This is a genomic window from Mycobacterium sp. NTMscope_Eco_3, assembly GCF_976985685.1.
Window position 1 is genome coordinate 2,448,369 of the sequence record NZ_CDRJYZ010000001.1, and the last position, 24,769, is coordinate 2,473,137.

22 protein-coding genes and 1 pseudogene are annotated in these 24,769 nt (G+C 67.0%); 13 read left to right on the plus strand and 10 right to left on the minus strand.

Features of this window, described 5'->3' with window-relative positions:
- The first annotated feature begins 3 nt into the window (after positions 1-3).
- Positions 4-1,368: a DEAD/DEAH box helicase gene (locus tag AC0KTM_RS11270; RefSeq protein WP_225328185.1), complete on the plus strand. Its 1,365-nt coding sequence runs from the start codon at positions 4-6 to the stop codon at positions 1,366-1,368.
- A gap of 15 nt (positions 1,369-1,383) precedes the next feature.
- Here AC0KTM_RS11270 and AC0KTM_RS11275 read toward each other — a convergent pair whose 3' ends face one another.
- On the minus strand, positions 1,384-1,929 hold the full coding sequence (locus AC0KTM_RS11275) for a class I SAM-dependent methyltransferase (RefSeq protein ID WP_225328184.1): 546 nt from the start codon (positions 1,927-1,929) through the stop codon (positions 1,384-1,386).
- 118 nt (positions 1,930-2,047) lie between these two features.
- Between AC0KTM_RS11275 and AC0KTM_RS11280 the strand changes: the two genes are divergently transcribed.
- Positions 2,048-2,650: a TetR/AcrR family transcriptional regulator gene (locus tag AC0KTM_RS11280; RefSeq protein WP_014942069.1), complete on the plus strand. Its 603-nt coding sequence runs from the start codon at positions 2,048-2,050 to the stop codon at positions 2,648-2,650.
- A gap of 26 nt (positions 2,651-2,676) precedes the next feature.
- Here the strand turns inward: AC0KTM_RS11280 and AC0KTM_RS11285 are convergent, their stop codons facing one another.
- The gene (locus tag AC0KTM_RS11285) at positions 2,677-4,443 is read right to left on the minus strand and encodes an N-acyl-D-amino-acid deacylase family protein (protein ID WP_225328183.1); all 1,767 of its coding nucleotides are present in this window, start codon (positions 4,441-4,443) and stop codon (positions 2,677-2,679) included.
- A gap of 181 nt (positions 4,444-4,624) precedes the next feature.
- Here AC0KTM_RS11285 and AC0KTM_RS11290 point away from each other — a divergent pair, with 181 nt between their 5' ends.
- Positions 4,625-5,296, plus strand: coding sequence for a TetR/AcrR family transcriptional regulator (locus AC0KTM_RS11290; protein ID WP_225328182.1), 672 nt, complete (start codon positions 4,625-4,627; stop codon positions 5,294-5,296).
- A 172-nt stretch (positions 5,297-5,468) separates the two neighbouring features.
- On the opposite strand, the gene AC0KTM_RS11295 is transcribed toward AC0KTM_RS11290, so the two are convergent.
- Together AC0KTM_RS11295 and AC0KTM_RS11300 are read right to left on the minus strand one after the other, a co-directional pair.
- Entirely contained in the window at positions 5,469-6,368 is a 900-nt protein-coding gene (locus AC0KTM_RS11295) for an SDR family NAD(P)-dependent oxidoreductase (RefSeq protein WP_225328181.1), read from the minus strand.
- The gene (locus AC0KTM_RS11300; RefSeq protein ID WP_225341287.1) at positions 6,365-6,559 is read right to left on the minus strand and encodes a hypothetical protein; all 195 of its coding nucleotides are present in this window, start codon (positions 6,557-6,559) and stop codon (positions 6,365-6,367) included. Before AC0KTM_RS11300 ends, AC0KTM_RS11295 begins: the two co-directional genes overlap by 4 nt.
- A gap of 556 nt (positions 6,560-7,115) precedes the next feature.
- On the opposite strand from AC0KTM_RS11300, the gene AC0KTM_RS11305 reads away from it, so the two are divergent.
- The 3 genes from AC0KTM_RS11305 to AC0KTM_RS11315 all read left to right on the plus strand — a co-directional run bounded on the left by AC0KTM_RS11305 (position 7,116) and on the right by AC0KTM_RS11315 (position 9,176).
- Positions 7,116-7,925 carry a SigB/SigF/SigG family RNA polymerase sigma factor gene (locus AC0KTM_RS11305; RefSeq protein WP_238955895.1) on the plus strand — a complete coding sequence of 270 codons (810 nt, stop codon included), beginning with the start codon at positions 7,116-7,118 and terminating at the stop codon, positions 7,923-7,925.
- A 115-nt stretch (positions 7,926-8,040) separates the two neighbouring features.
- On the plus strand, positions 8,041-8,679 hold the full coding sequence (locus tag AC0KTM_RS11310; protein ID WP_225328179.1) for a hypothetical protein: 639 nt from the start codon (positions 8,041-8,043) through the stop codon (positions 8,677-8,679).
- Positions 8,680-8,720: 41 nt separating this feature from the next.
- Positions 8,721-9,176, plus strand: a complete 456-nt coding sequence (locus tag AC0KTM_RS11315) for a DUF2231 domain-containing protein (RefSeq protein WP_225328178.1) — start codon at positions 8,721-8,723, stop codon at positions 9,174-9,176.
- A 7-nt stretch (positions 9,177-9,183) separates the two neighbouring features.
- On the opposite strand, the gene AC0KTM_RS11320 is transcribed toward AC0KTM_RS11315, so the two are convergent.
- On the minus strand, positions 9,184-10,296 hold the full coding sequence (locus AC0KTM_RS11320) for a class I SAM-dependent methyltransferase (RefSeq protein ID WP_238955896.1): 1,113 nt from the start codon (positions 10,294-10,296) through the stop codon (positions 9,184-9,186).
- 281 nt (positions 10,297-10,577) lie between these two features.
- On the opposite strand from AC0KTM_RS11320, the gene AC0KTM_RS11325 reads away from it, so the two are divergent.
- The 7 genes from AC0KTM_RS11325 to AC0KTM_RS11355 all read left to right on the plus strand — a co-directional run bounded on the left by AC0KTM_RS11325 (position 10,578) and on the right by AC0KTM_RS11355 (position 18,519).
- A complete protein-coding gene (locus AC0KTM_RS11325; protein ID WP_225328176.1) occupies positions 10,578-11,276 on the plus strand; it encodes a TetR/AcrR family transcriptional regulator in 699 nt (232 codons plus the stop codon).
- A 20-nt stretch (positions 11,277-11,296) separates the two neighbouring features.
- Positions 11,297-12,520 carry a cytochrome P450 gene (locus AC0KTM_RS11330; protein WP_225328175.1) on the plus strand — a complete coding sequence of 408 codons (1,224 nt, stop codon included), beginning with the start codon at positions 11,297-11,299 and terminating at the stop codon, positions 12,518-12,520.
- On the plus strand, positions 12,514-13,473 hold the full coding sequence (locus AC0KTM_RS11335; protein ID WP_225328174.1) for an SDR family oxidoreductase: 960 nt from the start codon (positions 12,514-12,516) through the stop codon (positions 13,471-13,473). Before AC0KTM_RS11330 ends, AC0KTM_RS11335 begins: the two co-directional genes overlap by 7 nt.
- Before the next feature lie 27 nt (positions 13,474-13,500).
- Positions 13,501-14,673, plus strand: a complete 1,173-nt coding sequence (locus tag AC0KTM_RS11340) for an amidohydrolase family protein (RefSeq protein WP_225328218.1) — start codon at positions 13,501-13,503, stop codon at positions 14,671-14,673.
- Positions 14,670-15,905, plus strand: coding sequence for a M24 family metallopeptidase (locus AC0KTM_RS11345; RefSeq protein WP_238955897.1), 1,236 nt, complete (start codon positions 14,670-14,672; stop codon positions 15,903-15,905). Before AC0KTM_RS11340 ends, AC0KTM_RS11345 begins: the two co-directional genes overlap by 4 nt.
- Positions 15,895-17,013, plus strand: coding sequence for a M24 family metallopeptidase (locus AC0KTM_RS11350; protein WP_225328172.1), 1,119 nt, complete (start codon positions 15,895-15,897; stop codon positions 17,011-17,013). The genes AC0KTM_RS11345 and AC0KTM_RS11350 overlap by 11 nt, the downstream gene beginning before the upstream one ends.
- A gap of 141 nt (positions 17,014-17,154) precedes the next feature.
- Positions 17,155-18,519, plus strand: a complete 1,365-nt coding sequence (locus AC0KTM_RS11355) for an HNH endonuclease signature motif containing protein (RefSeq protein ID WP_472415554.1) — start codon at positions 17,155-17,157, stop codon at positions 18,517-18,519.
- A 2-nt stretch (positions 18,520-18,521) separates the two neighbouring features.
- On the opposite strand, the gene AC0KTM_RS11360 is transcribed toward AC0KTM_RS11355, so the two are convergent.
- The 5 genes and pseudogenes from AC0KTM_RS11360 to AC0KTM_RS11380 form a co-directional block, all read right to left on the minus strand.
- A complete protein-coding gene (locus AC0KTM_RS11360; RefSeq protein WP_472417443.1) occupies positions 18,522-19,781 on the minus strand; it encodes a hypothetical protein in 1,260 nt (419 codons plus the stop codon).
- Positions 19,782-19,800: 19 nt separating this feature from the next.
- On the minus strand, positions 19,801-20,562 hold the full coding sequence (locus AC0KTM_RS11365) for an SDR family NAD(P)-dependent oxidoreductase (protein WP_225328170.1): 762 nt from the start codon (positions 20,560-20,562) through the stop codon (positions 19,801-19,803).
- Positions 20,559-22,909: pseudogene (locus tag AC0KTM_RS11370) on the minus strand (CaiB/BaiF CoA transferase family protein). Before AC0KTM_RS11370 ends, AC0KTM_RS11365 begins: the two are co-directional and overlap by 4 nt.
- Before the next feature lie 19 nt (positions 22,910-22,928).
- Positions 22,929-23,897: an enoyl-CoA hydratase/isomerase family protein gene (locus AC0KTM_RS11375; RefSeq protein WP_009952401.1), complete on the minus strand. Its 969-nt coding sequence runs from the start codon at positions 23,895-23,897 to the stop codon at positions 22,929-22,931.
- A gap of 34 nt (positions 23,898-23,931) precedes the next feature.
- On the minus strand, positions 23,932-24,768 hold the full coding sequence (locus AC0KTM_RS11380) for a mycofactocin-coupled SDR family oxidoreductase (RefSeq protein WP_308193079.1): 837 nt from the start codon (positions 24,766-24,768) through the stop codon (positions 23,932-23,934).
- Between the last annotated feature and the right edge of the window lies 1 nt (position 24,769).

Below are 24,769 nucleotides of genomic sequence, written 5' to 3' on the forward strand. Positions count from 1 at the left end.
AAAGTGACTACCGACAAGACTTTCGCCGAACTCGGCGTGGGCAAAAACATCGTCAGCGCGCTCACAGCGCGCGGCATAACACACCCCTTTCCGATTCAGGTGGAAACCCTGCCCGACACACTCGCCGGCCGAGATGTCCTCGGCCGCGGGAAAACCGGCAGCGGAAAGACTCTCGCATTCTCGATCCCCCTCGTCAGCCGCCTCTCCCCCGGAAACCGGCGCCCCGCACGACCATCGGGGTTGGTTCTCGCGCCCACCCGCGAGCTCGCAACGCAGATCACCGCGACGCTCGAGCCGTTGGCGGCGGCCTGCGGCCTGCGGGTCACCACGATCTTCGGCGGGGTATCGCAGAGCCGTCAGGTGTCCGCGCTCAAATCCGGCGTCGACATCGTCGTCGCCTGCCCCGGCCGGCTCGAGGACCTGATGAAGCAACGTGTGATCAGCCTCGAGGCGATCGAGATCACCGTGATCGACGAGGCGGATCACATGGCCGACCTCGGTTTCCTGCCCGGCGTCACCCGGATCCTGGCCGCGACCCCGAACGGCGGCCAACGAATGATGTTCTCGGCGACCCTGGACAATGGCGTCGACAAGCTCGTCACCCGGTTCCTCCAGAACGAGGTGTTGCACTCCGTCGACGGGGCCGACTCACCGGTGGCGCAAATGACCCATCACGTGTTCCACGTGGCCAACGCTGCGGCCAAGAAGGACCTGGTGCACCGGCTCGCTTCCGGCACCGGGCGTCGGATCCTGTTCATGCGCACCAAGCATCAAGCCCGCAAGCTCGCCAAGCAGCTCACCGAGTCCGGCGTTCCGTCGGTCGACCTGCATGGCAACCTGTCTCAGCCCGCGCGCGAGCGCAACCTGGCCATGTTTGCCTCCGGTCGCGCCCGCGTGCTGGTGGCGACCGATATCGCCGCGCGCGGTGTGCACGTCGACGAGGTCGAACTCGTCGTGCACATCGACCCGCCGAGCGAGCACAAGTCCTACCTGCATCGGTCGGGACGCACCGCGCGGGCGGGAAGCGCCGGTGACGTCGTCACCGTGGTGCTACCCGAGCAGCGCCAGGATACGCAGGTGTTGCTGCGCAAGGCCGGCATCAAGGTCGCTCCTCAGCAGGTGACCGCGACGTCGGATGCGGTCCAGGTGCTCGTGGGTGAGGTCGCCCCCTACCAGGCCCCGGCGCCCGCCAACGTTCCCGCGCGCCAGCATCGCCAGAACACCGGCGGTAACCGGCGGCGACGGGGCAACGCCCGGTCACCCAAGGCCAGTTCCCCCGCCGAACCGGCGATATCGCACCGCAACGCCACACCGACACGGCGACTGGATCGTCGCCGCTCGAGCCGCGCACAAGGCAGCGCCGGATAGTCCGCCTTCTGGCGGTCAGGCTCGCGCCAGCAGCCAGGCCTGACCGCCTCCTTCACCGGCGGCGACCGCTTCCAGTTGAGCGAACGCGGCGGTTAGCTCGCCCGGCGCCGCGCGAAACGGCCCCGGTGGCGCCCCCACCTCGCTGAGCACGGCGATCGCCAGCAGCCCACCGGGCACCAGGCGCTCGATGATCGCACGGTCGAGGCGACGGTCCCGGAACTTGCAGCAGAGGACGACGTCGACGGGCGCACCCGCCGGCAGGCCGCCGTCGAAATCGGCGACGTCGAAGCGACAGCGGCCGGCCACCGAGGCACGCTGAGCCAAATCCCGCGCGTGGGCGATCGCCACCGGGGAGATGTCCAGCCCCACCACGTCCAGGCCGCGCAACGCCAGCCAGACCGAGCCGATTCCCTGCCCGCAGGCCAGGTCGAGCGCGGTGCCGGCGGTGGGAAACTCCTGCGCGTGGCGCGCGAAAACATCGGGCGGCGCAACCGAATCCAGCGTCGGCGGCGCCTTCGCCGCGTACCGCTCGTCCCAGCGATGCCGGTCCGATTCGCCCATACGCGACACTCTAGGACCCGCTTCTTCTGGACAGCTGTCTGCTATTGGAATCGCGCGGCGAAGACGACCGCGAGGAATGGAAGTTGTTGGCGGCGGGCCGCCTTCCTACACTGGACGAGTGTCCAAAGAGGCGTCGTTCCCGGCGGTTGTCGCCGGAACCGCCGCCGGTGCGGCCCGCCGGTCGGATCGCCGTCCGGGCCAGACGATTCGCAAGGTACTCGATGCCGGGTTGGAGGAGTTGCGGGAATCGTCGTACGCGAACCTGACGATGCGGGCCGTGGCGACTCGCGCAGGGGTGTCACCGGCGAGCGCCTACACCTACTTCCCGTCGAAGAGCGCGCTGGTCGCCGCGGTGTACCTGCGCTTCCTGCGCGACCTGCCGCTGCACACCGACGTCAACGAGACGACCAAAACCCGGGTCAGCGCCACCTTGCGGGACATGGCGGTGGTGGTCGCCGATGAGCCGGAGTTGACCGCCGCGTGCGGCGCGGCGCTGATGGCCGACGATCCGGCGGTCACGCCGCTGCGGGAACAGATCGGCGAGGAGGTGTCCCGGCGGATCGGCGCCGCGTTGGGCCCGGGTTGGCCGCGTGCGGTGAAATCCACGCTGCAGATGACCTTTTCGGGGGCGCTGATGACCGCCCGGTTCATCAGCTTCGCCGAGGTAGCCGGCCAGCTCGACGAGGCCGTCAACCTGATCCTGGGCGCCTCGGTGGCGTGAAAGCCCTTGCCGCGCAAGCTTATCCGTTAGCCGGTGGCGGCGAGCTTTCGGGAGGGGCGGCCCGCCCGCAGGAACTGACCGAATCGTTCCTTGCCCAGCGCCGGCGCGGCCTTGCCCGCAGCGAACGCGAGCTTCCCCGACACCAGCACGGCCGTGACGGTCTCGTCGTTGCGGTTGACCATCCGCGACAGCCCGCCGTAGGACTCGACGGGATGCTCGGCGTAGCGGTCGAGGGAGTCGTCGAGCTTGTCGGGATCGATGACGACGATGTCGGCGCGGTCACCCTCGCGCAGCGTCCCGGCGTCGATGCCGTACCACTCCCCGAGCTCGCCGGTCAGCCGGTGCACGGCGTGCTCCATCGAGATGAACGGCCTGCCGGACTTCTCGGCGTCGTGCGCGTGTCGCAGCAGGCGCAGTCCGGAGTTGTAGAACGCCATGTTGCGTAGGTGCGCGCCCGCGTCGGAGAACCCCATCTGGATGGTCGGGCTCTGGGCCATCTTCTTGAGGACCTCGGGGCGGTGGTTGGAGATCGTGGTGCGCCAGCGCAGCTTCTCGCCGTGTTCGACGACCAAGTCGAGGAAGGCGTCGACCGGGTGCAGCCCGCCGCGCTCCACGCCGACCTGCCCGAACGATTTGCCGATGACGGATTCATCGGGGCAGGCCACGATTTCGGCGTCGAAGAAGTCGCGGTGCCAGACCCGTGGCCCGAACTTGCTGTCGTAGTCCTTGCGGAACTTGCGCCGATACTCCTCGTCACGCATGAGCTGATTGCGCTCGATCTCGGTCTGCAGGTGCAGCGCCGCCGCACCGGAGCCGAACTCCTCGAACACCACCAACGAGATCCCGTCGGCGTAGACCTCGAACGGCACCGGCAGATGCTGCCAGCGGAAGTTGCCGCCGAGGGCGTTGACGACGCGGGCGAGCCGGTCCATGACGTGAATGACGAACGGGATGGCCTTGATGTCGGCCGCCGACAACAGGCTGGTCTTCAGCCGGGGCCGGCGGAACCCGAGCGACGTCAGCAGCTGCGAGAGCACCGACAGCGGATTCTTGATGTCCGGGCCGGACTGCAAGATCTTGTCGCGCCGCCGCAGAATCGCGTTCAGGCGGCGCAGCTCGCGCGGTGACGCGTACGTCGACGGCAGCGTGCGCGACCGGCAGACTTCGCCGTCGAGTTTGTCGAACAGCAGTTGCTGGGAGGACATTCCGACGAAACCTTCATCGAGCGCATCGTTCAGCATCGCTTCCATGCGGGCGAGTTCCGCCGCGGACGGCCGGACGTCCTTGCGCGTCGCCCGATCCAGACCCATCGTCGCCGCGCGCAGATCGGAGTGGCCGATGAAGGCCGCGAGGTTCGGACCCAGGTTGAGGCGTTCGAGTTCGGCCACATACTCCCTGGGATTGGTCCACGACCGCGCCGCGTCGAGGTGCTCGATGACGTAGCGCCTGGGGATGGCTTCGACCCGGCCGAAGATGTCACCGGCGTCAACGCTGTTCAGGTACACGGTGGACAGCGAACACGATCCCAGCATCACGGTCGTCACACCATGCCGCAGCGATTCGGAAAGGTCAGGCGCGCAAAGGATTTCGACATCATAGTGGGTGTGGATGTCGATGATGCCGGGGATCACCCATTGGCCCGTCGCGTCGATGACGTCGGCGCCGGTCGTGTCGAGTGGCCCCTCGGCGATGGTGACGACGCGGCCGTCACGTACCCCGATGTCCCGCAGCGCCGAAGGTCCTCCGGTCCCGTCGAACCAGCGCCCGTTGGTGATCACGGTGTCGTACTGCATCGGTCGGCCTTTCTGCCGGGCGCCCTGCCTGCTGGATCCACAGTGATCATACATACTGGGCATAGTGTCTGGCCGCGTTCTCGGTCCGCGACGCGATGGTTAGCCAGCAACGGCGGCGCCGCGACGGACGCTATGATCCAGCTGTGGGGATCACCGCCTACCGGTTTGCCGTTCGGTAATCATGCGCAGTCACGGTTGGGCAGGAAATACTCCGGCTTCCGATACGGAGGCCATCGAGCGCATCCTCGACGCCGCCGACAGGATCATCGACGAACGCGGTTCAGCGTTGCGGATCGCCGACGTGGCGCGGGCGCTGGGCGTCACCCGCCAGACCGTCTATCGCTATTTCCCCGGAACCCAGGCGTTGTTGGTGGCGTCCGCGATGCGTTCGGCCGACGGCTTCCTCGATCGCATGGCGGCCCATCTCGAAGGCGTTACCGACCCGGTCGTGGCCATCACGGAGGGGATGGCCTTCGCCGTCGAGGAGCTGGCCTCGGACAATCAGGTCGAATTCGTCCTCAACCAGCGCCATCGCGGTGGCCAGAAGGTGTCGATCATCTCCGATACCGCGTTGGCATTCGGTCGGTCGATGCTGCATCGCTACGACATCGATTGGGAGCATTACGGTTTCGACGAGGCGGGCCTGGACGAGCTGAACGAATTCTCGTTGCGGGTCCTGCATTCCTTCCTCACCGACCCCGGGCGGCCGCCGCGCAGCGGAGCCGATCTGCGGCGCTATCTCACCCGCTGGATCGGGCCGGCGATCGCCTACCCGCAGCTGGTCCGCGCGATGGATGCGCTGGGCACCGCCGAGCCGCCGCGAACGCGCCGGCGCTCGTCAAAGGCATCCTGACCCGGACCGCCGAAGAGGCTCGCACGTACCGCACCCGCCGGGCGCCCCGACGGTGGCCATACATTTCCATCGATATGTCCATCGCGGGTGTGTTCGCCCGTAAACGGTGCGGGGCCCGCCGGCCCGGATCATGCGGCAGGCGGCGGCTTTCGGACGTCCGGTGCGCCACCGCTCATCGCGCCTCGGTCGCGGCGCCGATCATGTTGTGCATGTCTTCCACTGACCACGGACCGGCCTCGTGGTGATCGCGATAACCCAACAGGCGCGGCGTGTGGCGGTCGAAGCTGCCGACGAAACCGCCCGCGGCCACGAGGATCTGGCCCGTCACGTCACGCGCCAAGTCGCTCGCGAGATAGGCGTAGACCGGGGCCACGAATGCGGGCGGCGCGCTGTCGAGCGAGGCCCGCATCGTCACGTCGTCGAGCAGCCCGCGGCGGTGCAGGTCTTCGATATGTCTTTCGTACTCGAGACCCGTAGAAAGCCGCGTCCTGGCGCCGGGACACACCACGTTGGCGCGAACGCCGTGGGGCTTCAGTTCGGCGGCGATGGCCATCGTCAGGCCGTTGACGGCCCCCTTGCCCGCGGGGTAGCCGGTCCCGCCGTAGTCGCCCAGAAACGCCACCGAACTGGTGTTGATGATGGCTCCGTGGCCCTGCGCGGCCATGACCGGCGCGGCGGCCCGGCACGTGTGAAACGCCGTGCCCAGGTGCGCACCGATCAGCCGGTCAAACTCGGCCGCGGAGATCTTCAGGATCGAGGAACCCGGCGGCTCGGCGATTCCGGCGCAATTGATCAGCGAGTCCAGCCGCCCGAAAGTGCTGACGCACGCGTCGACGAGTGTTTGGGCCACGCGTTCCTCATCCGCGGCTCCCACCACCGCGGCGGCGCGTCCGCCCGACGCGATGATCGCGGCGACCGTCTCCTCCACGGCGTGCCCGTCGCGCCCGTTGACGACCACACCGGCGCCCAGGACGCCCAACAATTCGGCGACGGCGCGTCCGATCCCGCGACTGCCACCGGACACCGCCACCCCGCGCCCCTCCAGCAGGGCCTGCGCGCCACGTCCGCTCACCGGGAGCCCCGGCACACCGCACGGCCCACGTAAAGCATTGCGCGCGAATCGCTCTCGCGATCGGTCCCACGCACGCCACTGGATTGGATCATGAACATCAGGCGAACGATACCGAAGCGAACACTGGCGCCGATCATCTTCGGGCCACCCGAGTCGCAAACGCCCTCTTCAAACCGGGTGTTCGCGTCCATGGCCCAGCCACCAACCCGCAGGCGGCGCCAGCCGAGCGAGACGACGACTCTGTTTGCCAACCATGCCGCGTCCTGGGTTGTCGGGCCGCCGGTAGTTCACAACACCGCAGCTCGGGACCATGACGGCAGCCAGCGTGCAGGCGCGGCGCCCAGATCGCCGACTTGCTGAACGCCACTAGTACACCGCGGAAACAGTTAAGCAACGCCACCAACCGGCTGCCGGGACCGATCGCCGGGTGCTGCGCGGGGGCGTATAGTCTCCACTGAAGTCCGCTTCTGGACCTGTCGCCGTTTAGCTCAAAGCGGCCAGTCAGCCCCACGGCTACTGAGCTTGGTACTGGCTCCGGCGATCAAACACCCGAGAGTCATCTCCCCGTTGGTAGCGCGGGTGCGGTGGTAAACGACAAGTCCCGCGGATCAGGATGCAGTGGAGGCGACTGTGCGGCGTTCCGCAATGTCTTTCTGCATAGACTCAGGGAAGTGAGTCAGCAATGCAAACTTGTTCTCGCGCAGGCGTTTACGCGATTTTTCGAGTGAACACAAGGTGCGTCGCCCGATGACCAACACGATTGCCCCAACCCGTCCGGCACCGGCAGGCGCCCGACAATCAGACGATTCCTACGACGACGTCGTCGACATGTTCGTGGAACTGAATCAGATGCCGGCCGAATCGCATGAGTACGGCCGCCAGCGCGAACGCATCGTGGCCCGATGCCTACCACTGGCCGACCACGTGGCCAGCCACTTTGCCCGCCGGGGCGAAGGCCTCGAGGACCTGATTCAGGTCGCGCGCCTGGGCCTGATGAACGCCGTCAACCGGTTCGACCCCGCGAAGGGCCCCAGCTTCATCGGGTTCGCCGTCCCCACCATGATGGGCGAGGTCCGGCGTTACTTCCGCGACCACAGCTGGGGCATGCGTGTGCCACGGCGGCTGCGCGAGCTGCACGTCCAAATCAGCAGGGCGACAGCCGATCTCGCCCAGCAGTTGGGGCGCGCCCCCACCGCCGGCGAGCTATCGCAGATGCTCGAGGTTCCACGGGAGGAGATCGTCGAATGCCTCGTCGCGGGCGATGCCTACCGGCTCGATTCCCTGGACGCACCGCTGGGCGCCGATAGTTCCGGAACGCCGCGCTCGGTGGCCGACTCGGTGGGCGACATCGATCCGCAGATCGAGCACATCACCAACCGGGAAGCGCTGCGCGTCCTCGTCGCCACGCTGCCGCCTCGCGAACGCGACGTTTTGCGCATGCGGTTCTTCGAATCGATGACGCAGAGCCAGATCGCGGAGCGGATCGGGGTGTCGCAGATGCAGGTCTCGCGCATCCTGGCAAACACCCTGCGCTGCCTGCGCGACCAACTCGAGTAACCCATCCGGCACCCAGTACGCTCCGCGGCGTCCCTCGCCGCGGAGCAATGTACTGTGCGATTCGAAGGACGGACCCGACGCGGTCGCCGGGAAGACCTGGAAGGGAACTCGATCGATGAGGATTTCACGAGCGCTGCTCGCGGGTGTCGCAGCGACAACGGCGCTGGCGGTGTCGGTGTCCGGCTGCGGCAACAACAAGCAGCAACCGTCGACGTCGAAGACCGGATCCGCGACCTCGGCAACCTCCGCCACCAGCAGCCCCGGCTCGGCACCACCGTCGTCGTCGGCGGCACCGGCACAGCCCAATGAGTACGCCCGGCTGCTCATCCAGGCGAGCGACATCAATGCACCGGTTCCCTTTACCGCCGCTCCCCCGACGAGCAATCCCAATGGGCAGCCGGGCGTGGCGACGACCTTCAAGGACGACGACGGCAGCCACGCGATCAAGGTGACCATTGGTGTCTACGACGACCCCGAGGCGGCGACGAACGCGTTGAACGCCGCCAAGGGCCAACAGGGCGGCGTCGTCAAGGACCCGACCACGCAACCGTCGAACGTCGGCAGCGGCGGCACGATGCTGATGGGAAACGCGCCCGACCGCAGTAAGGGTGTGGTGATCCTGCTCTTCACCGAGGGAAGGGCGCTCGCCACGCTGCAGTTCGACGGCCCGACCGACACGCTGGCCCCGCCTGATTTCGTCAACGATGTCGGCCAGAAGCAAGACGCGGCCATCAAGAAGGGGCTCGGCGGCTAGGCGCTGAGCAGGCCCGAGCAGACCCCCAGCCGAGGGACGCCATGAACGTCATCGGGATGCCGGCTCACGCCCTGTTGCTGCATTTCGTGTTGGTGCTCGTGCCGCTGACCGCCGCGCTGGAGATCGCGTGCGGGCTTTGGCCGGCCGCCCGGCGCGGGCAGCTGATGTGGCTCACGCTGATCTTGGCGGCGGTGACGATGGTGTTGACGCCCATCACCATCGACGCCGGAGCGTGGCTCTACGACCGCCAGGCCAACCCCAGCCCGATCCTGCGCGAGCACGCCGAGCGGGGCGGCGTCATGACCTACTTCTCCGCCGCGCTGCTGGCGGTTGCCGTCGCGCTCATCGCGCTCCGTGTCGTCGAACGCCGATCCGATCAGCGCCGCGTGGTGCTCCACGTCCTCGTCGCGATCGTGGTGCTCGCGACCGGCATCGCGTCGACGCTCCAGATCTACCGGGTGGGCGACGCCGGCGCCCACGCGGTCTGGGGCGGCTGAACAGCCGCTAGTGCTGCACGGGGCGGTTTCGATCGAGTTTGCCCAGCCCGGTGATTTCCAGGCTGACCGACTTACGTTGTCCCGCAGCGCCAAGCATGAAAAGCATGTCGGATAGCGGCGCGCCCAGCCAAAATCGCCAAAACCTTTTGCGGAAAAAGGTCCAGGCGTAGCTGCCGCTCCCGATCGTCCAATGCAAGGCCATCGTGACCAGGTAGTAGATGGCCCGTTTCGGGCGTGCGGTAACCATCTCGAGGTTCATCTCCCACGCCTCGAGGCCCCACGCGCGGTAGCGCCATTGCAACTCGTACTTGTTCTGGAACTCGTAGAACGCCAGCATTTCGCCATTGGTGACCAGATATTCGTCAAAGACAAGGATCGATCCCTCGACGAAGCGGTCCTTACAGGTTTCCAGCGCGTGCAGGCAACTCTCGTAGGTATCCAGATCCATGTGAAAAAGCTTGATGATGGCGTCCGGCCGGTCGGCCAGGAATGGGGCCAGCGTCTCGTAGGTGCTTCCCCTGATGAACTCCACCTTGCGGCCGAGCGCGTCGGGCACCCCGTCGTGCAAGCTGACGCCGGTATCCCGGATGAAACGTTGCGCCACCGGCTCCGCCAGTGAAAAGGTCCCGCGCTTGATGACGGTGTGGTCATCGATCTGCCAGTCCTCGACGAGCCCGGAAAAGGTATCGAACCCGTACACCGTGCGGTTGGAGGCGTCAGAGATGAGCCGGGTCGACCAGCCCGCCCAGACGCCGAGGTCAAGCAGCAATTCGTCAGGATCGCCGGGGCTTGGCGTCGCCAGGCGCGAGGCCTCCCACAGCAGCGTGTGGCCCCCGATCTTGCACCGACGCAGATCCGCGAGCGTGCGCCCGATAAACGAACGATATGCATCGTCGTAAATTTCGATGTCCCGCGCATACAAATTGGGGATATAACGGTCCCGGCCCTTATAGACCAAGCGCGCGCACAGCAGCGCCACAACAATCAGGGCGACCCCGATGAGGAGAACCGGCTGGAAGTAGCATGCCGCAAACACAATGGCCGCGATGCCGATAAGAATCGCTTTCCATATGCGGTGAAGCCCCGTCCGATCCACGGTCCGCGTGTCGATTACGACCACCGGTTCTGCCTCCCGATTTCTCGTCCGGATTAGACATCTCACGACCAATTTCGTCAAGGGGCGGCCCTGCGGTGCCCAGGGGATGCCGCCCGGCGTGCCCGGCGCGGCGCCCCGCATTCCCGGTCAGCTAACAACCGTGACGCGGGCGGAATTCGCTCGCAGCACGCCGAATTGGAATTCGACGGACCTTTCGGCCGCCGTCATCGGGCGCCGGCGGGCGGGATCCGGGGCCGCCGCGGAACCCCCAACTAAATAAATTGCTTGATTTAACCCAGCGGCGCGTGTTCACTGAGGCGATGACCGCCGAGCGGATCGCTCGTTCCGAAAGGTCGACGGGCACCCGAGAGGCGCTCTTGTCGGCCGCCGAGGTGTTGTTCGCCGAACGCGGGATGTATGCCGTGTCGAACCGGCAGATCAGCGAGGCGGCCGGACAGGGCAACAACGCCGCGGCGTGTTACCACTTCGGGAGCAGGGTCGACCTGCTGCGCGCGATCGAAGCCAAACACCGTGACCCGATCGAGGAGCTGCGCGCGCACATGCTGGCCGCGGTCGGCGATTCCGCCGAGCTGCGGGACTGGGTGGGCGCGCTGGTGCGTCCGCTGACCGAACATCTGGCCGCGCTGGGAACCCCGAGCTGGTATGCGCGATTCGCCGCCCAGGCCATGGCCGATCCCACGTATCGCCACGTGGTCACCAAAGATGCGCTGGCCTCGCCGTTACTGGTGGAGACGCTCGAGGGCATCAACCGCTGTCTCCCCGAGCTGCCCAAGCGGGTGCGTTCCGAACGGATGGTGATGGTGCGCAACCTGCTGATGCACACCTGCGCCGAGCACGAGGGCGCGCTGGCCGAGCACGGGCCGCGATCGCGTTCGGCCTGGCCGGTCGCCGCCGAAGGGCTGATCGACGCGATCGTCGGCCTGTGGCGCGCGCCCGTCCACGTGGCCGCGGCGGGCGGCCAGCCGTCACCGACAACCGCGTAAGCCGAACACCGAGGAGCACGATGACCGAAGGATCCACCGCCACCGATATCCCGGAGTTTCCGATGACACGCGCGCCGGGGTGCCCGTTTTCCCCGCCCCCGCAGGTATTGGAGCTCAACGCCGACAAGCAGCTGAGCCGGGTGCGGATCTGGGACGACAGCACACCGTGGCTCATCCACGGCTACGACGCGATCCGCGCGCTGTTCACCGACTCCCGCACCAGTGTCGACGACCGGCTGCCGGGTTATCCGCACTGGAACGCGGGCATGCTGGCCACGGTGCACAAGCGCCCGCGTTCGGTGTTCACCTCCGATGCCGAGGAGCACACCCGGTTTCGCCGGATGCTGTCGAAACCGTTCACCTTCAAGCGTGTTGAAGCCCTGCGGCCGGCGGTGCAGAAGATCACCGACGATCACATCGACGCCCTGCTGGCTGGGCCGAAGCCGGGCGACGTCGTCAGCACCCTCTCGCTGCCGGTCCCCTCCCTGGTCATCAGCGAACTGCTGGGCGTGCCGTACGAGGACGCGGAATTCTTCCAGACCCAAGCCCAGCGCGGCATGGGCCGTTACGCGACCGAGGAGGACACCGCGCAAGGTGCTGCCTCGCTGGCCAAGTATCTGGCCAACCTGGTTCGGACGAAAATGCAAAGCCCCTCAGAGGATTTGGTGTCCGACCTCGCCGAGCGGGTCAACGCCGAAGAGATCAGCGTGCGCGAAGCCGCACAATTGGCGACCGGTGTGCTGATCGCGGGTCATGAGACCACGGCGAACATGATCAGCCTGAGCATCGCCGCGTTGCTCGAGCATCCCGATCAGCGGGCACTGTTGCGCGACACCGACGATCCGAAGGTCATCGCGACCGCGGTCGAGGAGCTGATGCGCTACCTGAGCATCATCCAGACCGGTCAGCGCCGAATCGCCGTCGAGGACATCGAGATTGGCGGCGAGACGATCCGCGCCGGCGATGGCATCATCCTCGACGTCGCCCCGGCGAACTGGGATGAGCGCCAGTTCCCCCACCCGGACCGCCTCGACCTTTTGCGCGAAGACGGGCCGCACGTCGGGTTCGGCTACGGTCGCCACCAGTGCGTGGGACAGCAGCTGGCCCGCATGGAATTGCAGATCGTCCTGCCCACCCTGCTGCGCCGCGTCCCCACGCTGCGGCTTGCCGTGCCGCTGGATGAGCTTCCGTTCAAGCACGACGCGCTGGCCTACGGCCTCTATGAGCTGCCCGTGACATGGTGAAGCCCGATCTCGCGCTGAGTGTTCCCGATCTGCGCGGCAGGTTCGCGGTCGTGACCGGGGCGAACAGCGGTTTGGGGTTCGGCCTGGCGAAGCGGCTGACCGCCGCGGGCGCCGACGTGGTGATGGCTGTCCGTGACCGGGTCAAGGGCGAACGGGCGGCCGCCGACATCCGCCGAGAGGTGCCGCAGGCCAAGCTCTCCATCAGGCAACTCGACCTGTCGTCGCTGGAAAGCGTGGCGGCGCTGGGTGAACAGCTCACCGCCGAAGGGCGCCCGATCGACATTCTGATCAACAACGCCGGCGTCATGACGCCGCCGCAGCGCCAGCAGACCCGCGACGGCTTCGAATTGCAGTTCGGGACAAACCATTTAGGCCACTTCGCGTTGACCGGACACCTGCTCTCGTTGCTGCGGGCGGCGGAATCCGCGCGGGTGGTGACGGTCAGCAGCCTCGCCGCGACCCAGGGCAAGCTCGACTTCGGCGATGTCAATGCGCAGCAGGGCTATAAGCCCATGCATTCGTACGGGGTCGCCAAATTGGCGCAACTGATGTTCGCCGTCGAATTGGATCGGCGCAGCCGCCAGGGTGGCTGGGGGTTGATGTCCAACGCTGCGCACCCGGGCCTGACCAAGACGAACCTGCTCAGCGGCGCCTCGTACGGCCGCGACAAACCCACGTTGCAGGCCCGGTTGACGCAACTGACCTGGCGCGTGATGCCGTTCATGTGGCTCGACATCGACGAAGGCATCAAGCCGTCCCTCTACGCCGCGGTGTCCCCGGATGCGCAGGGCGCCATGTATTACGGTCCGCGCGGCTTCTACGAGACGGTCAGGGGTGGAGTCACTTTCGCTCGAGTCCCCCGGTTGGTGCGCAGCGACACCGACGTGCGACAGCTGTGGCAGCTTTCCGAGCGGCTCAGTGGCGTCACCTATCCCGACCCAGATGCACAATGATGAGTGATCCCCGATGAAGGGACGATGATGTCCAGCCCAGCCCAAACCGTCTATCCCGACGGCGTGATCGGCGCGCCCAAGGACCGTCGCGGTCATGCCGCGGAGTTCAGCACCGGCCTGCCGGCCGGCACCGAGGTCTTCTCCGCCGACAACCACATCTCGGTGGCCGACGACATCTTCTACGAGCGCTTTCCCGAAGATCTCAAGGATCAGGCCCCGCGGATCTGGTACGAGGACGGCGCGTACCTGCTCGGCCCGCCCGGACAGTCGATGGTGGTCGGCGACTTCAGCGCGGTGCTCATGCAGTACGACGATCTCGCCGGGGCGGCCACCAACAACGTCGAGGCCCGGGTTCGTGAGCTCGCCGAAGACGGCGTCGACAGGGAACTGGCCTTCCCGAATGCGGTGCTCGCGCTGTTCCACCATCCCGACCACGCGATCCGCGAGCGGATCTTTCGGGTCTACAACGAGCACATCGCCGACGTACAGGAACGTTCCGGCGGGCATTGCTATGGCGTCGGATTGATCAACTGGTGGGATCCGGCCGGCGCCCGCCGCACGCTCACCGAGCTGAAGTCGCTGCGGCTGACCACGTTTCTGATGCCGATCAGTCCCGGCAACGACCGCGACGGCCAGCCCATCGATTACTCCAGCACCGCGATGAGCGCGGTGTGGGACGAGATCGAAGAGGCCGGCCTGCCGGTCGCGCACCATATCGGCGAGAGTCAACCCAAGTTCCCCAGCGAGGTCAACAGCGTGGCGGTGGCCATGATGGTCAACATCGACTCGTTTCGAGAGATGTTCTCCAAGTACATCTTCGGCGGCATCCTCGACCGGCATCCGCGGTTGCGGGTCGGCTGGTTCGAGGGCGGTATTGCCTGGGTACCGACGGCGCTGCAGGACGCCGAGCACGTGCTGGCCTCGTATCGGCACATGCTCGCGCACCAGCCCGAGCGCCACATTCGCCATTACTGGGACACGCACATGTACGCCTCGTTCATGGTCGATCCCTTGGGCTTGCGGCAGATCAACGAGATCGGCGTCGACAAGGTGATGTGGTCGTCGGACTACCCGCACAACGAAAGCACTTTCGGCTATTCGGAGCGGTCGCTGGCCGCGGTGGTCGGCGCCGTCGGGCCGGAGGACGCCGTGCGTGTTGTCGGCGGCAACATCAAGAAATTCCTGGGGATCGCCGCATGACGAACTCGGCGACCGCCGTCGACTCGGTGCTCGACATCCCCGACGAGCCGGATTGGGCCCGCATGCGCGCGGAGACCGGAGCGCGGCTGCGGGCGGCGATGGCCGAACACGGTGTCGACGCGCTGATCCTGCTGCTGAACGGCTACGTCGGCTACGCCACGGGCGCCAGCTGGCCGCTGTTGGATGCGGGTCTGTCCCACGTGGAGCGCCCCGTCGCGGTGGTGCTCGCCGATGACGTGTATCCGCACCTGTTCATGCCGTTCCGCAGCGGGGCGTGCGCGGAAGCGCCGGTTCCCGACGACCATCTGCACGGCCCCGCGTACCTCGAATTCGACCACGGGGTCGAGGATTTCGCGCGGCGGCTGGCCGGGATCGTCCCGCCGGGAGCGCGCATCGCCGTCGACGAGCTCACCGGGGCGATGCGGCGGGCGGCGCCCAAGCTCTTCCCGGCGGGCCCACCGACGGATGCGGCCATCGTGGTCGGCGCCGCGCAGTTGGTGAAGACCCGCGACGAATTGTCCTGTCTGCGCAGGGCGGCCCGCATCACCGAACAGGCCATCGTGGACGTGCAGCAGGCGCTCGCGCCGGGCGTCCGCCAGATCGATCTTTCGGCCACGTTCGTGCGTCGCGCGTTCGAGCTGGGCGCCACCACCAACATGCTGGAGGCCATCTGGCAGGTGATGCCGAGCTCCCGGGAAGCCGGGGTATGGACGACGCACGGCGACCTCGCGCTGCCGTTGCTGCCGACGGATCGCGAACTGGCGGCCGGCGACGTGCTGTGGACCGACATCAGCATCACCTACGCCGGATACTGTTCCGACTTCGGGCGAACCTGGGTGGTCGGCGAGCGCCCGACGACACGACAGCAGGACCAGTTCCGGCAGTGGCGCACTGTCCTCGACGCGGTGCTGGCCGTGACCAAAGCCGGTGCGACGTCCGGTGATTTGGCGCGCGCGGCGATTGGCGCCAACGGTGGCCGCAAACCCTGGCTGCCGCATTTCTATCTGGGGCACGGCATCGGCACCTATCCCGCCGAGGCGCCGATGATCGGCACGGATCTCGGCGCGGAGTTCGACGACAACTTCGTCTTCCCGCCCGGCATGGTGCTGGTCTTGGAACCGGTCATGTGGGAGGACGGCACGGGAGGCTATCGGAGTGAGGAGATCGTGGTAATCACCGAGGACGGCTACGTGCCGATCACCGACTACCCCTACACCCCCTATGACGACTGAAGTTCTGCCCGACCCCGTGGCGTTGCGCTCGGGGCGCCGGGAACGCGCGCTGGCCCAGATGGACGAGCATGGTCTGGACATCCTGGTGCTCGGGCGGCAGGCCAACATTCGTTACGTCACCGGCGCGCCGCAGCTGTGGATCGCCGGGACACGACCGTTCGGTCCGATGTGTGTGCTGGTGCGTGCCACTAAGGACATCTACCTCAACAGCACCGACGATGAGGGGGTCCCGGAGGAGATCGACCACGATCACCTCTACGGGCTGGCCTGGAACCCGATGACGCTCATCGACGTGCTGAAGAAGGTCGACGGCGCAGAGTCGGCGCGGCGGGTCGGAACCGATGCGATCACACCGACTTTCGCCGCGCTGCTGCCCGAGGCATTTCCCCACGCGGAACTCGTCGACGCCGAGCCGGCGATGCGCGCGGCTCGGCGCATCAAGACGCCCGACGAAATCGCCGCGATGGAGGCGGCCCTTCGCGTCGCCGACCACGGACTCGCCACTGCCCTGGGCGAATTGGCGCCCGCGGTGTCGGAGCGGACCCTGGCCGGGGTGATGATGGAGGCGATGGCCGCCGGCGGGGTGAGCACGCCGGCCACCCAGGACGCCGCGTGGGTGACGTCGCGGGAACAGCCGTGGCGCCGCGCTTCTGCGCACGAGATCGGATCGGGCGATCTCGTCGCGTTCGCCGCGGGCGCGTTGGCGGACGGCTACGTCGCGGAAGTGGGACGCACCTGGCCCGCCGGCGACGCCGTCAGCGGCGATGTGCGCGAGCTCTTCTCGCGGTCGAACACGTTGTACGACACGATGCTCGCCGCGTGCCGTCCCGGCGCACCCACCCGCGATCTGCTCGCCGCCTATGAGGCGGTCGGTGAGCCGATACCGCCGATGCCGATCGCGCACGGGCTGGGGCTGGGTTTCGACCCGCCGGTCGTGTCCGAAGCCCTGCTGGCCGCGGGCGAGCACGACCAACTCGAGGCGGGCATGGTGTTGGCGATCACCGGTTATGTGTGGCGGCAGGGCGCCGGCGCGGTGTTCCGCCGCGACACCGTCCACATCACCGAGGAGGGCGTCGATGTGCTGACCACCAGTCCTGCTTGGGGTTAGCCTGGGCGGCGTCGGTCCTTCCCGGCCCCACGGGCGCGATTACGGATACCGGAAACGGATATCGAAATCCCTTGTGTCACTGCGGTTTCAGTGGTCACAATCCGCGGTTTTTTGTCGGTGGCCGTTCCTACACTTTGGGGCATGGGTTCGAGCAGTCGGGATGAGATCGTCGAGGTCTTCGAAGCGCTCGATGCCGACCTGGACCGGTTGTGCGCGTTGTCCTTTGAGGTGTTCACCACCCCGGAACGGTTGCGCACGCTCGAGCGCATCGAACGCGTTGCGCGCCGGCTGCGCGCCCCCCAGCATGAGTTGATCAATCAGCTGCGCGCCCAGGCCACCACGACAGAACTCGGTGGCACCCTGCGTTGTGCGCTGGCCGATCGGTTACGCATCACCAAGTCCGAGGCCGGCCGCCGGGTGGACGAAGCCGCTGATCTCGGGGAACGTCAAGCGTTGACCGGGGAGGTGTTGGCCCCCACCTTGAGCGCCACAGCGGCCGCCCAACGCCAAGGATTGATCGGCGACGGACACGTGCGGGTCATCCGCGGTTTCTTTGCCAACCTGCCGTCCGGGGGCGACCCGTGCATCCACGAGCACGCCGACCAAGATTTGGCGCAGCAGGCCCGCGGCTTTCGCCCCGATGAGTTGCACAAATACGCCCACCGGCTGATGGGCTGGATCAACCCCGACGGCAAACTCAAAGACGGCGAGCGTGCCCGCAAGCGCGGCATCACCGTCGGCGCCCAGCAATACGACGGCATGTCACCCATCCGCGGCTATCTGACCCCCGAGGCGCGCGCCACCTTCGAACCCGTGCTGGCCAAGCTGGGCGCCCCCGGCGCCTGCAATCCTGACGACGACGTTCCGTTCATCGATGAGGTTCCCGATGACGATGCAGTGCGCCGTGACCTGCGTACCCCAGCCCAGCGCAATCACGACGGTCTGCTGGTCGGGCTGCGCACCCTGCTGGCCTCCGGGGAGCTGGGGTGCCACAACGGCCTACCCGTGTCGGTCGTGGTCTCCACCAGCCTGCAGGAGCTCGAAGCCGCGGCAGGTAAAGGTATCACCGGCGGGGGCTCGTTGGTGCCGATGTCGGATCTGATCCGCATGGCCAGCCACGCCCACCACTATTTGGCGATCTTCGACCGCGGCAGGGCTCTGGCGTTACACCACACCAAGCGGCTGGCCTCTCCCGCTCAGCGAATCATGTTGTACGCCAAGGACCGGGGCTGCACGAAACCGGGCTGTGACGCGCCGGCGTATCACAGCCAGGTCCACCACGTGAGCGGCTGGACCACCACGCATCGCACCGACATCGACGACCTCACCCTGGCCTGCGGACCGGATAACCGGCTAGCCGAAAAGGGTTGGACCACCCGCAAAAACGCCCGCGGCGACACCGAATGGCTCCCACCGGCCCACCTCGACCACGGACAACCCCGCACCAACGCCTTCCATCACCCCGAACGATTCCTGAATTACGACGAGGACGACGACCCAGTTTGACGCTAGGGCACCGCGTCATCGAGCAGGTCCCCCACTCGATGACGTTCCCACGCGCTGAGCAGGTTCGACAGCATCTGCAGTGGCGCGCGCACGCTTTCGTCGTCCCGGATGCGTGGATCCTTGCGCGTGCCGGGCACGGCGTCGAATCGCTTGCGGATCAGGGCCGGCACGTCCAACAACCAGGCGACCCCCATGGCGGCCGCATAGAGCAGCATGTGCCGACGCAACCGGGACGGGTCGAGACGTGGACCGCCGCAGCGCTCGTATTCCATGACGAAGAGGGTCAGCAGCTCGTCGAGATGCGCGTCCCACATCTCGGTCTCGGCGCCGGACATCGCTCCCCACAGCGCCATGCCCAGATTCATCTGGGCGACGCATCCCCAGTCCATCAGGCCGCAGTGCAACGCGCCGTCGGCGTCGCGCCAGAACCACGCGTTGTCGATGTTGGCGTTCCAGTGGCACAGCGCGACATAGTCGGAGTCGTCGGCCAGTTGGTGCGCGATGGTGTGCTCATGGAGCGCCACGCGGGCTACGTCATCGCGCAGGCGGGCCAGGAATTCCGGCGAGCCGACGTTCGCCGGCAGCAACCCGGGATGGGTGCGCGCGAATTCGGCAAGTTGGTTCACCCGTCGGTCCAGCTGCTCCGCGGACAACGCCGCCCGCTCCCCGACCGTCGCGGCCCGCACGTCCAACGGAAAGTGAGCGGTCAATTCCGCGGGCAGCCGGCCGGAGCGATGCGTGCCGGCCAGGCGCGCGAGCGCGGTCAGCAGCGCGCGGTAGTGCTCGAGGGGTTCGGGCATTTCGTAGTCGAGGCACTTGTGGTACTGGCGCTCGATACCGTTGCCACCGAAGGTGATCCGCTCGGTGATCAGTAGGCCGGTGCCGGTTTGACCGTGGTAATCGGCGAACTGCGCGCAGGGTATGGCGATGGGGAATTCGGGGGCGCGCGACAGCGAGGCGAAGCGGACTTCGGGTTCCATCTGTGTCTTTCCGCGATCGCGCACCGGATTGTCGAAATCGCGGGAGAACTTGACGAACAGGTCGGTGTGCAGATCGGGTGCGGGACGGTCGTATTCGACCGACAACACCACTTTCCGTCCGGTGCTGCCGCCGTCGATCTCGCGGTAGTCGCCGATGTGGACAACGCTGTTGTCGTCGAGTGTCCCGGCCGCCCGAAAGGCCTTCGTGAGGAACGAAGCTCCACCGCTGAGCAGGGTCGCGGGGTCCGCCGGGATCGGCAATCCATACTGATCACCGATCACCCAGTGCGAACTCACAGCACTACCAGGTCTGTTCGGCGGCGCGCACCAGCATGTGGTTGACCGCCACCCGTCGGTCGCGGGTGACCATGAACAGGACCGCGTCGGCGATGTCCTCGGGCCGCAGCATGACCATGCCCGACGTCTGCTTTTCGAAGGCCTCCCGCGAGGATTCGGCCAGATGGCTGAAGATCTCGGTATCCACCGTTCCCGGGCCCACCACGCCGACGCGCACCCGCTTGCCGAGCACCTCTTGGCGGATGCCTTCGCTGAACGCGTTGACCCCGAACTTGGTCAGCGAATACACGGCGGTATTCGGCCGGGCCACCCACCCGGCGGTGGAACTGATGGTCACCAGGTCCGCCACGCCGCGGGGCGAGTCGGCGGCGGCGTCGATCAGGTGCGGTAGCGCCGCGCGCGTCGCGTAGAGGACACCCTGCACGTTGACGGCCACCATGTTGTCCCAATCCTGCAGCGAGGCTTCGGTCGCGGGCGCCGACTGCATTAGGCCGGCGTTGTTCACCAAGGTGTCGAGGCGCCCGAACTCAGCGATGGTGCGCTGCACGGCGGCCGCGACCTGCTCGGCGTCGGTGACGTCGGCGGCGACGACGAGCGCTGTGCCGCCGGAGGATTCGATCTCGGCCTTCAGCTCCGCCAGTCGGTCGCCGCGGCGCGCGAGAAGGGCCACCGCCGCGCCCTCGGCGGCCAGCGCTTTGGCCGTCGCCGCTCCGATGCCACTACTGGCGCCGGTCACCAGGGCCGCGGTCTGCGCCAAGATTGTCATGATCCGCCCGTCGGTTGCGTGCCCAATATCTCCTGCAGAACGTAATCCGTGTCCTCGCCCAGGTCGGGCGCGCCGCGCGCAATCCGCGCGGGGTTGCGCGCCAGCCGCCAGGACGGTCCGAGCACGGGCCGCTGGCCTTCGCGATGGTCCGAAACGAAACGAAACAGTTCGCGGTCCCAGAGTTGTTGGTCGGCAATCACATCCATGGCGGTGGCGCTCTTGGTGGCCGGCACTCCCGCCGTTCGTAGCCGATGAGCGAGTTCCTCGGCGTCGAGGGCGCGGGTCAGCGACGCGAGATCGGCGTCGAGGGGTTCGACGTGCCGGCGTCGGTCCTCTGACGTGGCGTAGCGGGGGTCGCCGGCCAGCGAGGCGGCACCGAGCACGCCGCACAACCGCCGCCATTCGGTGTCGTTGGAGACGGCCACGCTGACCCAAGAGCCATCCGCGCACGGGTAGCAGCCGTGCGGGCACATGTCGGGGTGGTGGTTTCCGTCGGCGCCGAGTCGTCGCCCGGTGAGGCTGTGTTCGAGCAGGCTATCCCCGATCATCGAGGAGAGGGTTTCGACGGCCGACACGTCGACGAATTGCCCTGCGCCGCTGAGCTCGCGGTGCAGCAGGGCCACCACGGCGGCGTATGCGGCCGCCGCGCCGACGGTGGAATCCCCGTAGCGCATGCTGGTTCCGAGCGGGGGCCCGCCGGCGTAGCCGACGAGCGGCGCGAGGCCGGCCAGGGCGGCGAAGCAGGGCGCGTAGCCGGTCTGATGTCCAGCGGCCCGTCGTTGCCCCACATCTTGATCGACACCGAGATGATGTCGGGTTTGATATCGGTGAGCCGGTCGTACCCGAGGCCTTGGCGCTCCATCGCGCCCGGCCGCAGGTTGTTGATGACGATGTCGCTGCGGGCGATCAGGTCCCGCAGTTGCGCCATGCCCTCGTCGGACTTGATGTCGATGTCGACGCTCAAGATCTCGGGGTTGATGCTCAGGAAGAACGGCGCGTGGTTGATGTCGGTGCCGCCGTAGGCCCGCATCTCCTCGGGCAGCGCCGCGGTTTCGACCTTGATCACCTCGGCGCCCAACAGCGCCAGCAGCTTGCCGGCGTACGGGCCGGCCCACACCTTGGTGAGTTCGACGACGCGCACCCCCTCCAGCGGGCCACCGCGCGGTGTCTTGGGCGGCTTCAGCTGCGCCGAATGCACCGCCGGTGGGGCGTGTGGAGTGTCGAGGAGGTCCGGGACCGACGCGGTGTGCTGGCCGAGCGCGGGTGCCGCGGAGGCGATTTCAGCGGGGGACGCGCTGAACAGGTACGGCACCGTGGGGTATGCCGCGTCGCCGAGCACGGGGTGGCTCACGTCGGAAAAGAAGCCGCGGTGACGGTACTGGGGTGAGCGATGCAGGTCGGCGGCCTCGTTGACCGGCACCAGCGGCACGCCCAGGCGCTGAGCCTCGTCGGCCGCCGTCTCCTTGGACAGGTCGCGGACCCACGCCGCGAATCCCCGCTGGAACGCGACGACCTTGTCCGGGGTGACGGAGAACTCCAGCCAGTCGTCGTCGAAGTCGTCGAGCCAAATCGGGCGGCCCATCAACTCCTTGACGCCGAGCCAGTGGGCGCGGCTGGTCAGGTACAGATAGACAAAGCCCTCGGCACAGGCGAAGAACGACGCCGGACCCTGCTGGTCGTAGTCGTCCCGGGTGCCGAGGGCGGGGACTTCGCCGGTGACCAGGCGCCCGAGAATGCAATCGGCCCGCGAGACCAGCACCGCCTGCTGGGAGACGTCGATGGTCTCGCCCCGGCCGGAGTGCAGGCGCCCGAACAACGCGGCCGCGACGCACAGCGCCGCCTCCAGCCCCGCCTCGTAGTCGGGCAGGAATCGGCCCGGCCCCCGCAGCGGCGGCCTGGTCGGGTCCGGATGGCTGGGGGTGTGATAGCCCCAGCCGCTGGCGTGGAACACGTTGATGCTCTTCGCATTCGCGTACTCGGCCGGGACGTCACGGCCGAACGGCGTGATGGAGCAGCACACTGCGCTCGGGTGTCGCCGCCCCCAATCGGTGTCGCCGTCGTCGATGACCGCGTCGGCGCCGCCGATGAGCCGATCCAGACGCTCGGCGCCTGCTCGCGAGGCGGTGTCGAGAACGACGGAACGTTTGTTGGTGTTGAGGTAGGCGAACAATGCGCCGCCCTCAACGCCGTCGGCGAGACGGGGCGCCATGGCCCGCGTCGGGCTGCCGCGACCCGGCGCCTCGACCTTGATCACTTCGGCGCCGAAGTCGGCCAGCAGCTTTCCGCAGTACTCCCCCGCGACCGACCCCGCCAATTCGATGACCCTGAAGGCCGTCAGCGCCGACATGTGCGCCCTCGCAAGGTGGTCAGGGCTTCGCGCGACCGGAGCGGCTCAGTCGCCACTCCGGTGGGAAGTTCATGTCGTTGTCCTTGACGACGTTGTTGAGGCCCTTCTCGAAGGTGCCCGCGGTCAGGTCGACCTCTTGCGCGTCATTGGCGATCATCGGCAGCATGCCCTCGACCATGCCGGTCAGCAGGCTGCCGAAGTACTCGCCCTTGTGCTGCTTGTAGAGCTCCAGGAAGGTCTTCTGCACGGCCACGGTGTCGGTCGGGCGGGCCTTCGAGCACGCCAGCGCGTACTTGAGGGTCTCGTCTTCCAGCTTGTCGCGGGGCACCACGCTGTTGACGAAGCCGCAGTCGTACATCTCCTTGGCGCTGAACGGCCTTCCGGTGAACAGCATTTCGGAGAACTTGCGCAGGCCCATCGTCTCGGCCCACCACCACAGCCGTGGGCCCCAGCCCACGTAGCGGAACGCCGGGTGGCCGAACAGGGCGTCGTCGGAGGAGATCACCAGGTCGGCGTCGCCGGCCTGGTAGAAGTGCCACCCGTAGCAGTAGCCCTTGGCCTCGATGATGCTGATCTTCCGAAGTTCTTGCAGCGGACGGTTTCCCGCGCGCGCCTTGGCGTAGAAGTCGGTGACCGTGGACAGGTAGCGGTAGGAGCCGCCGGGCGGGTACTTGACGTCGTCGTCGTTGATCGCGAGTTCGTGCAACAGGGGCATGCCCGGGTTCTCCAGCATCCCGCGCTGTTCGGGCAGGTCTCCGCCGCTACCAAAATCCTCACCCTCGCCGCGGATCACGACGACCTTGACGTCGTCGTCGACGTTGCACTTGTGGATCAGATCGGCGTAGTTCTGCCGCATCCCCAGGGTGGTGGAGTTCTGCGCGTCGGGGCGGTCGAAGGTGATGTAGGCGATGCGGTTCTTCTTATCCTTTTCGAACTTGATGTACTGCTCGGCTTCCTTCTTCATTTCTTCGTAGTCGTACTCGGGCATAGTCTTCTTCTTTCAGTTGAATTTTTGTTAATGCTTACTTGAGCAGAGCACCCGCGTCGACGGGTAGCGAAACGCCTGTGATGTAACGCGATTCGTCAGAGGCAAGGAACAGGACGGCATTGCTGATGTCGACGGCTTCCACCCAGGGCACCGGCAACGTGTGCATCATCTGCGAGAACGGCGCGAAATCGTCCGGCCCGGGATTTTCCAGGTCCGGCCGGAACAACCGGAACGTCACCTCGTTGATCGTCATCGGGGTGTTGACCTGGCTCGGGTGCACCGAGTTGACCCGAATGTTGTGCTCGCCCAGCTCGACGGCGAACGCCCGCATCAGCCCCAGAACTCCATGCTTTGCGGCAATGTAGTGGCCGGTGTGCGCCATGGCCTTGTGCGATCCGACGGAACCGGTCAACACGATGGAGCCGCCCCGGCCCCCAGAGATAATATGTGGCACACCGGCTTTCACCGTGTGCCACACGCCGGAGAGGTTCACGTCGATCATGTCGTGCCAGATGTTCTCGCGGATCTTGTGTAGCTTGTTGCCGAAGGTGCCGATGCCGGCGTTGGCGACGATGATGTCGAGGCGGCCGAGCTGTTCCACCCCGCTGTCCACGGCGGCCTTCAGCGCGTCGTAGTCGCGGACGTCGACCTGAGCGGTCACGATGCGGCGGTCGAGAGCCTTGACCAGATCGACGGTTTCGTCGAGGTCTTCCGGCGTCGAGTGCGGATAGGCCAGGTTCTCGATCGGCCCGCAGACGTCGATGGCGATGATGTCGGCGCCTTCCTGCGCCAGACGCACGGCGTGGCTGCGGCCCTGACCGCGGGCGGCGCCGCTGATGAAGGCGACCTTCCCTTCTACCCGCCCATTCACC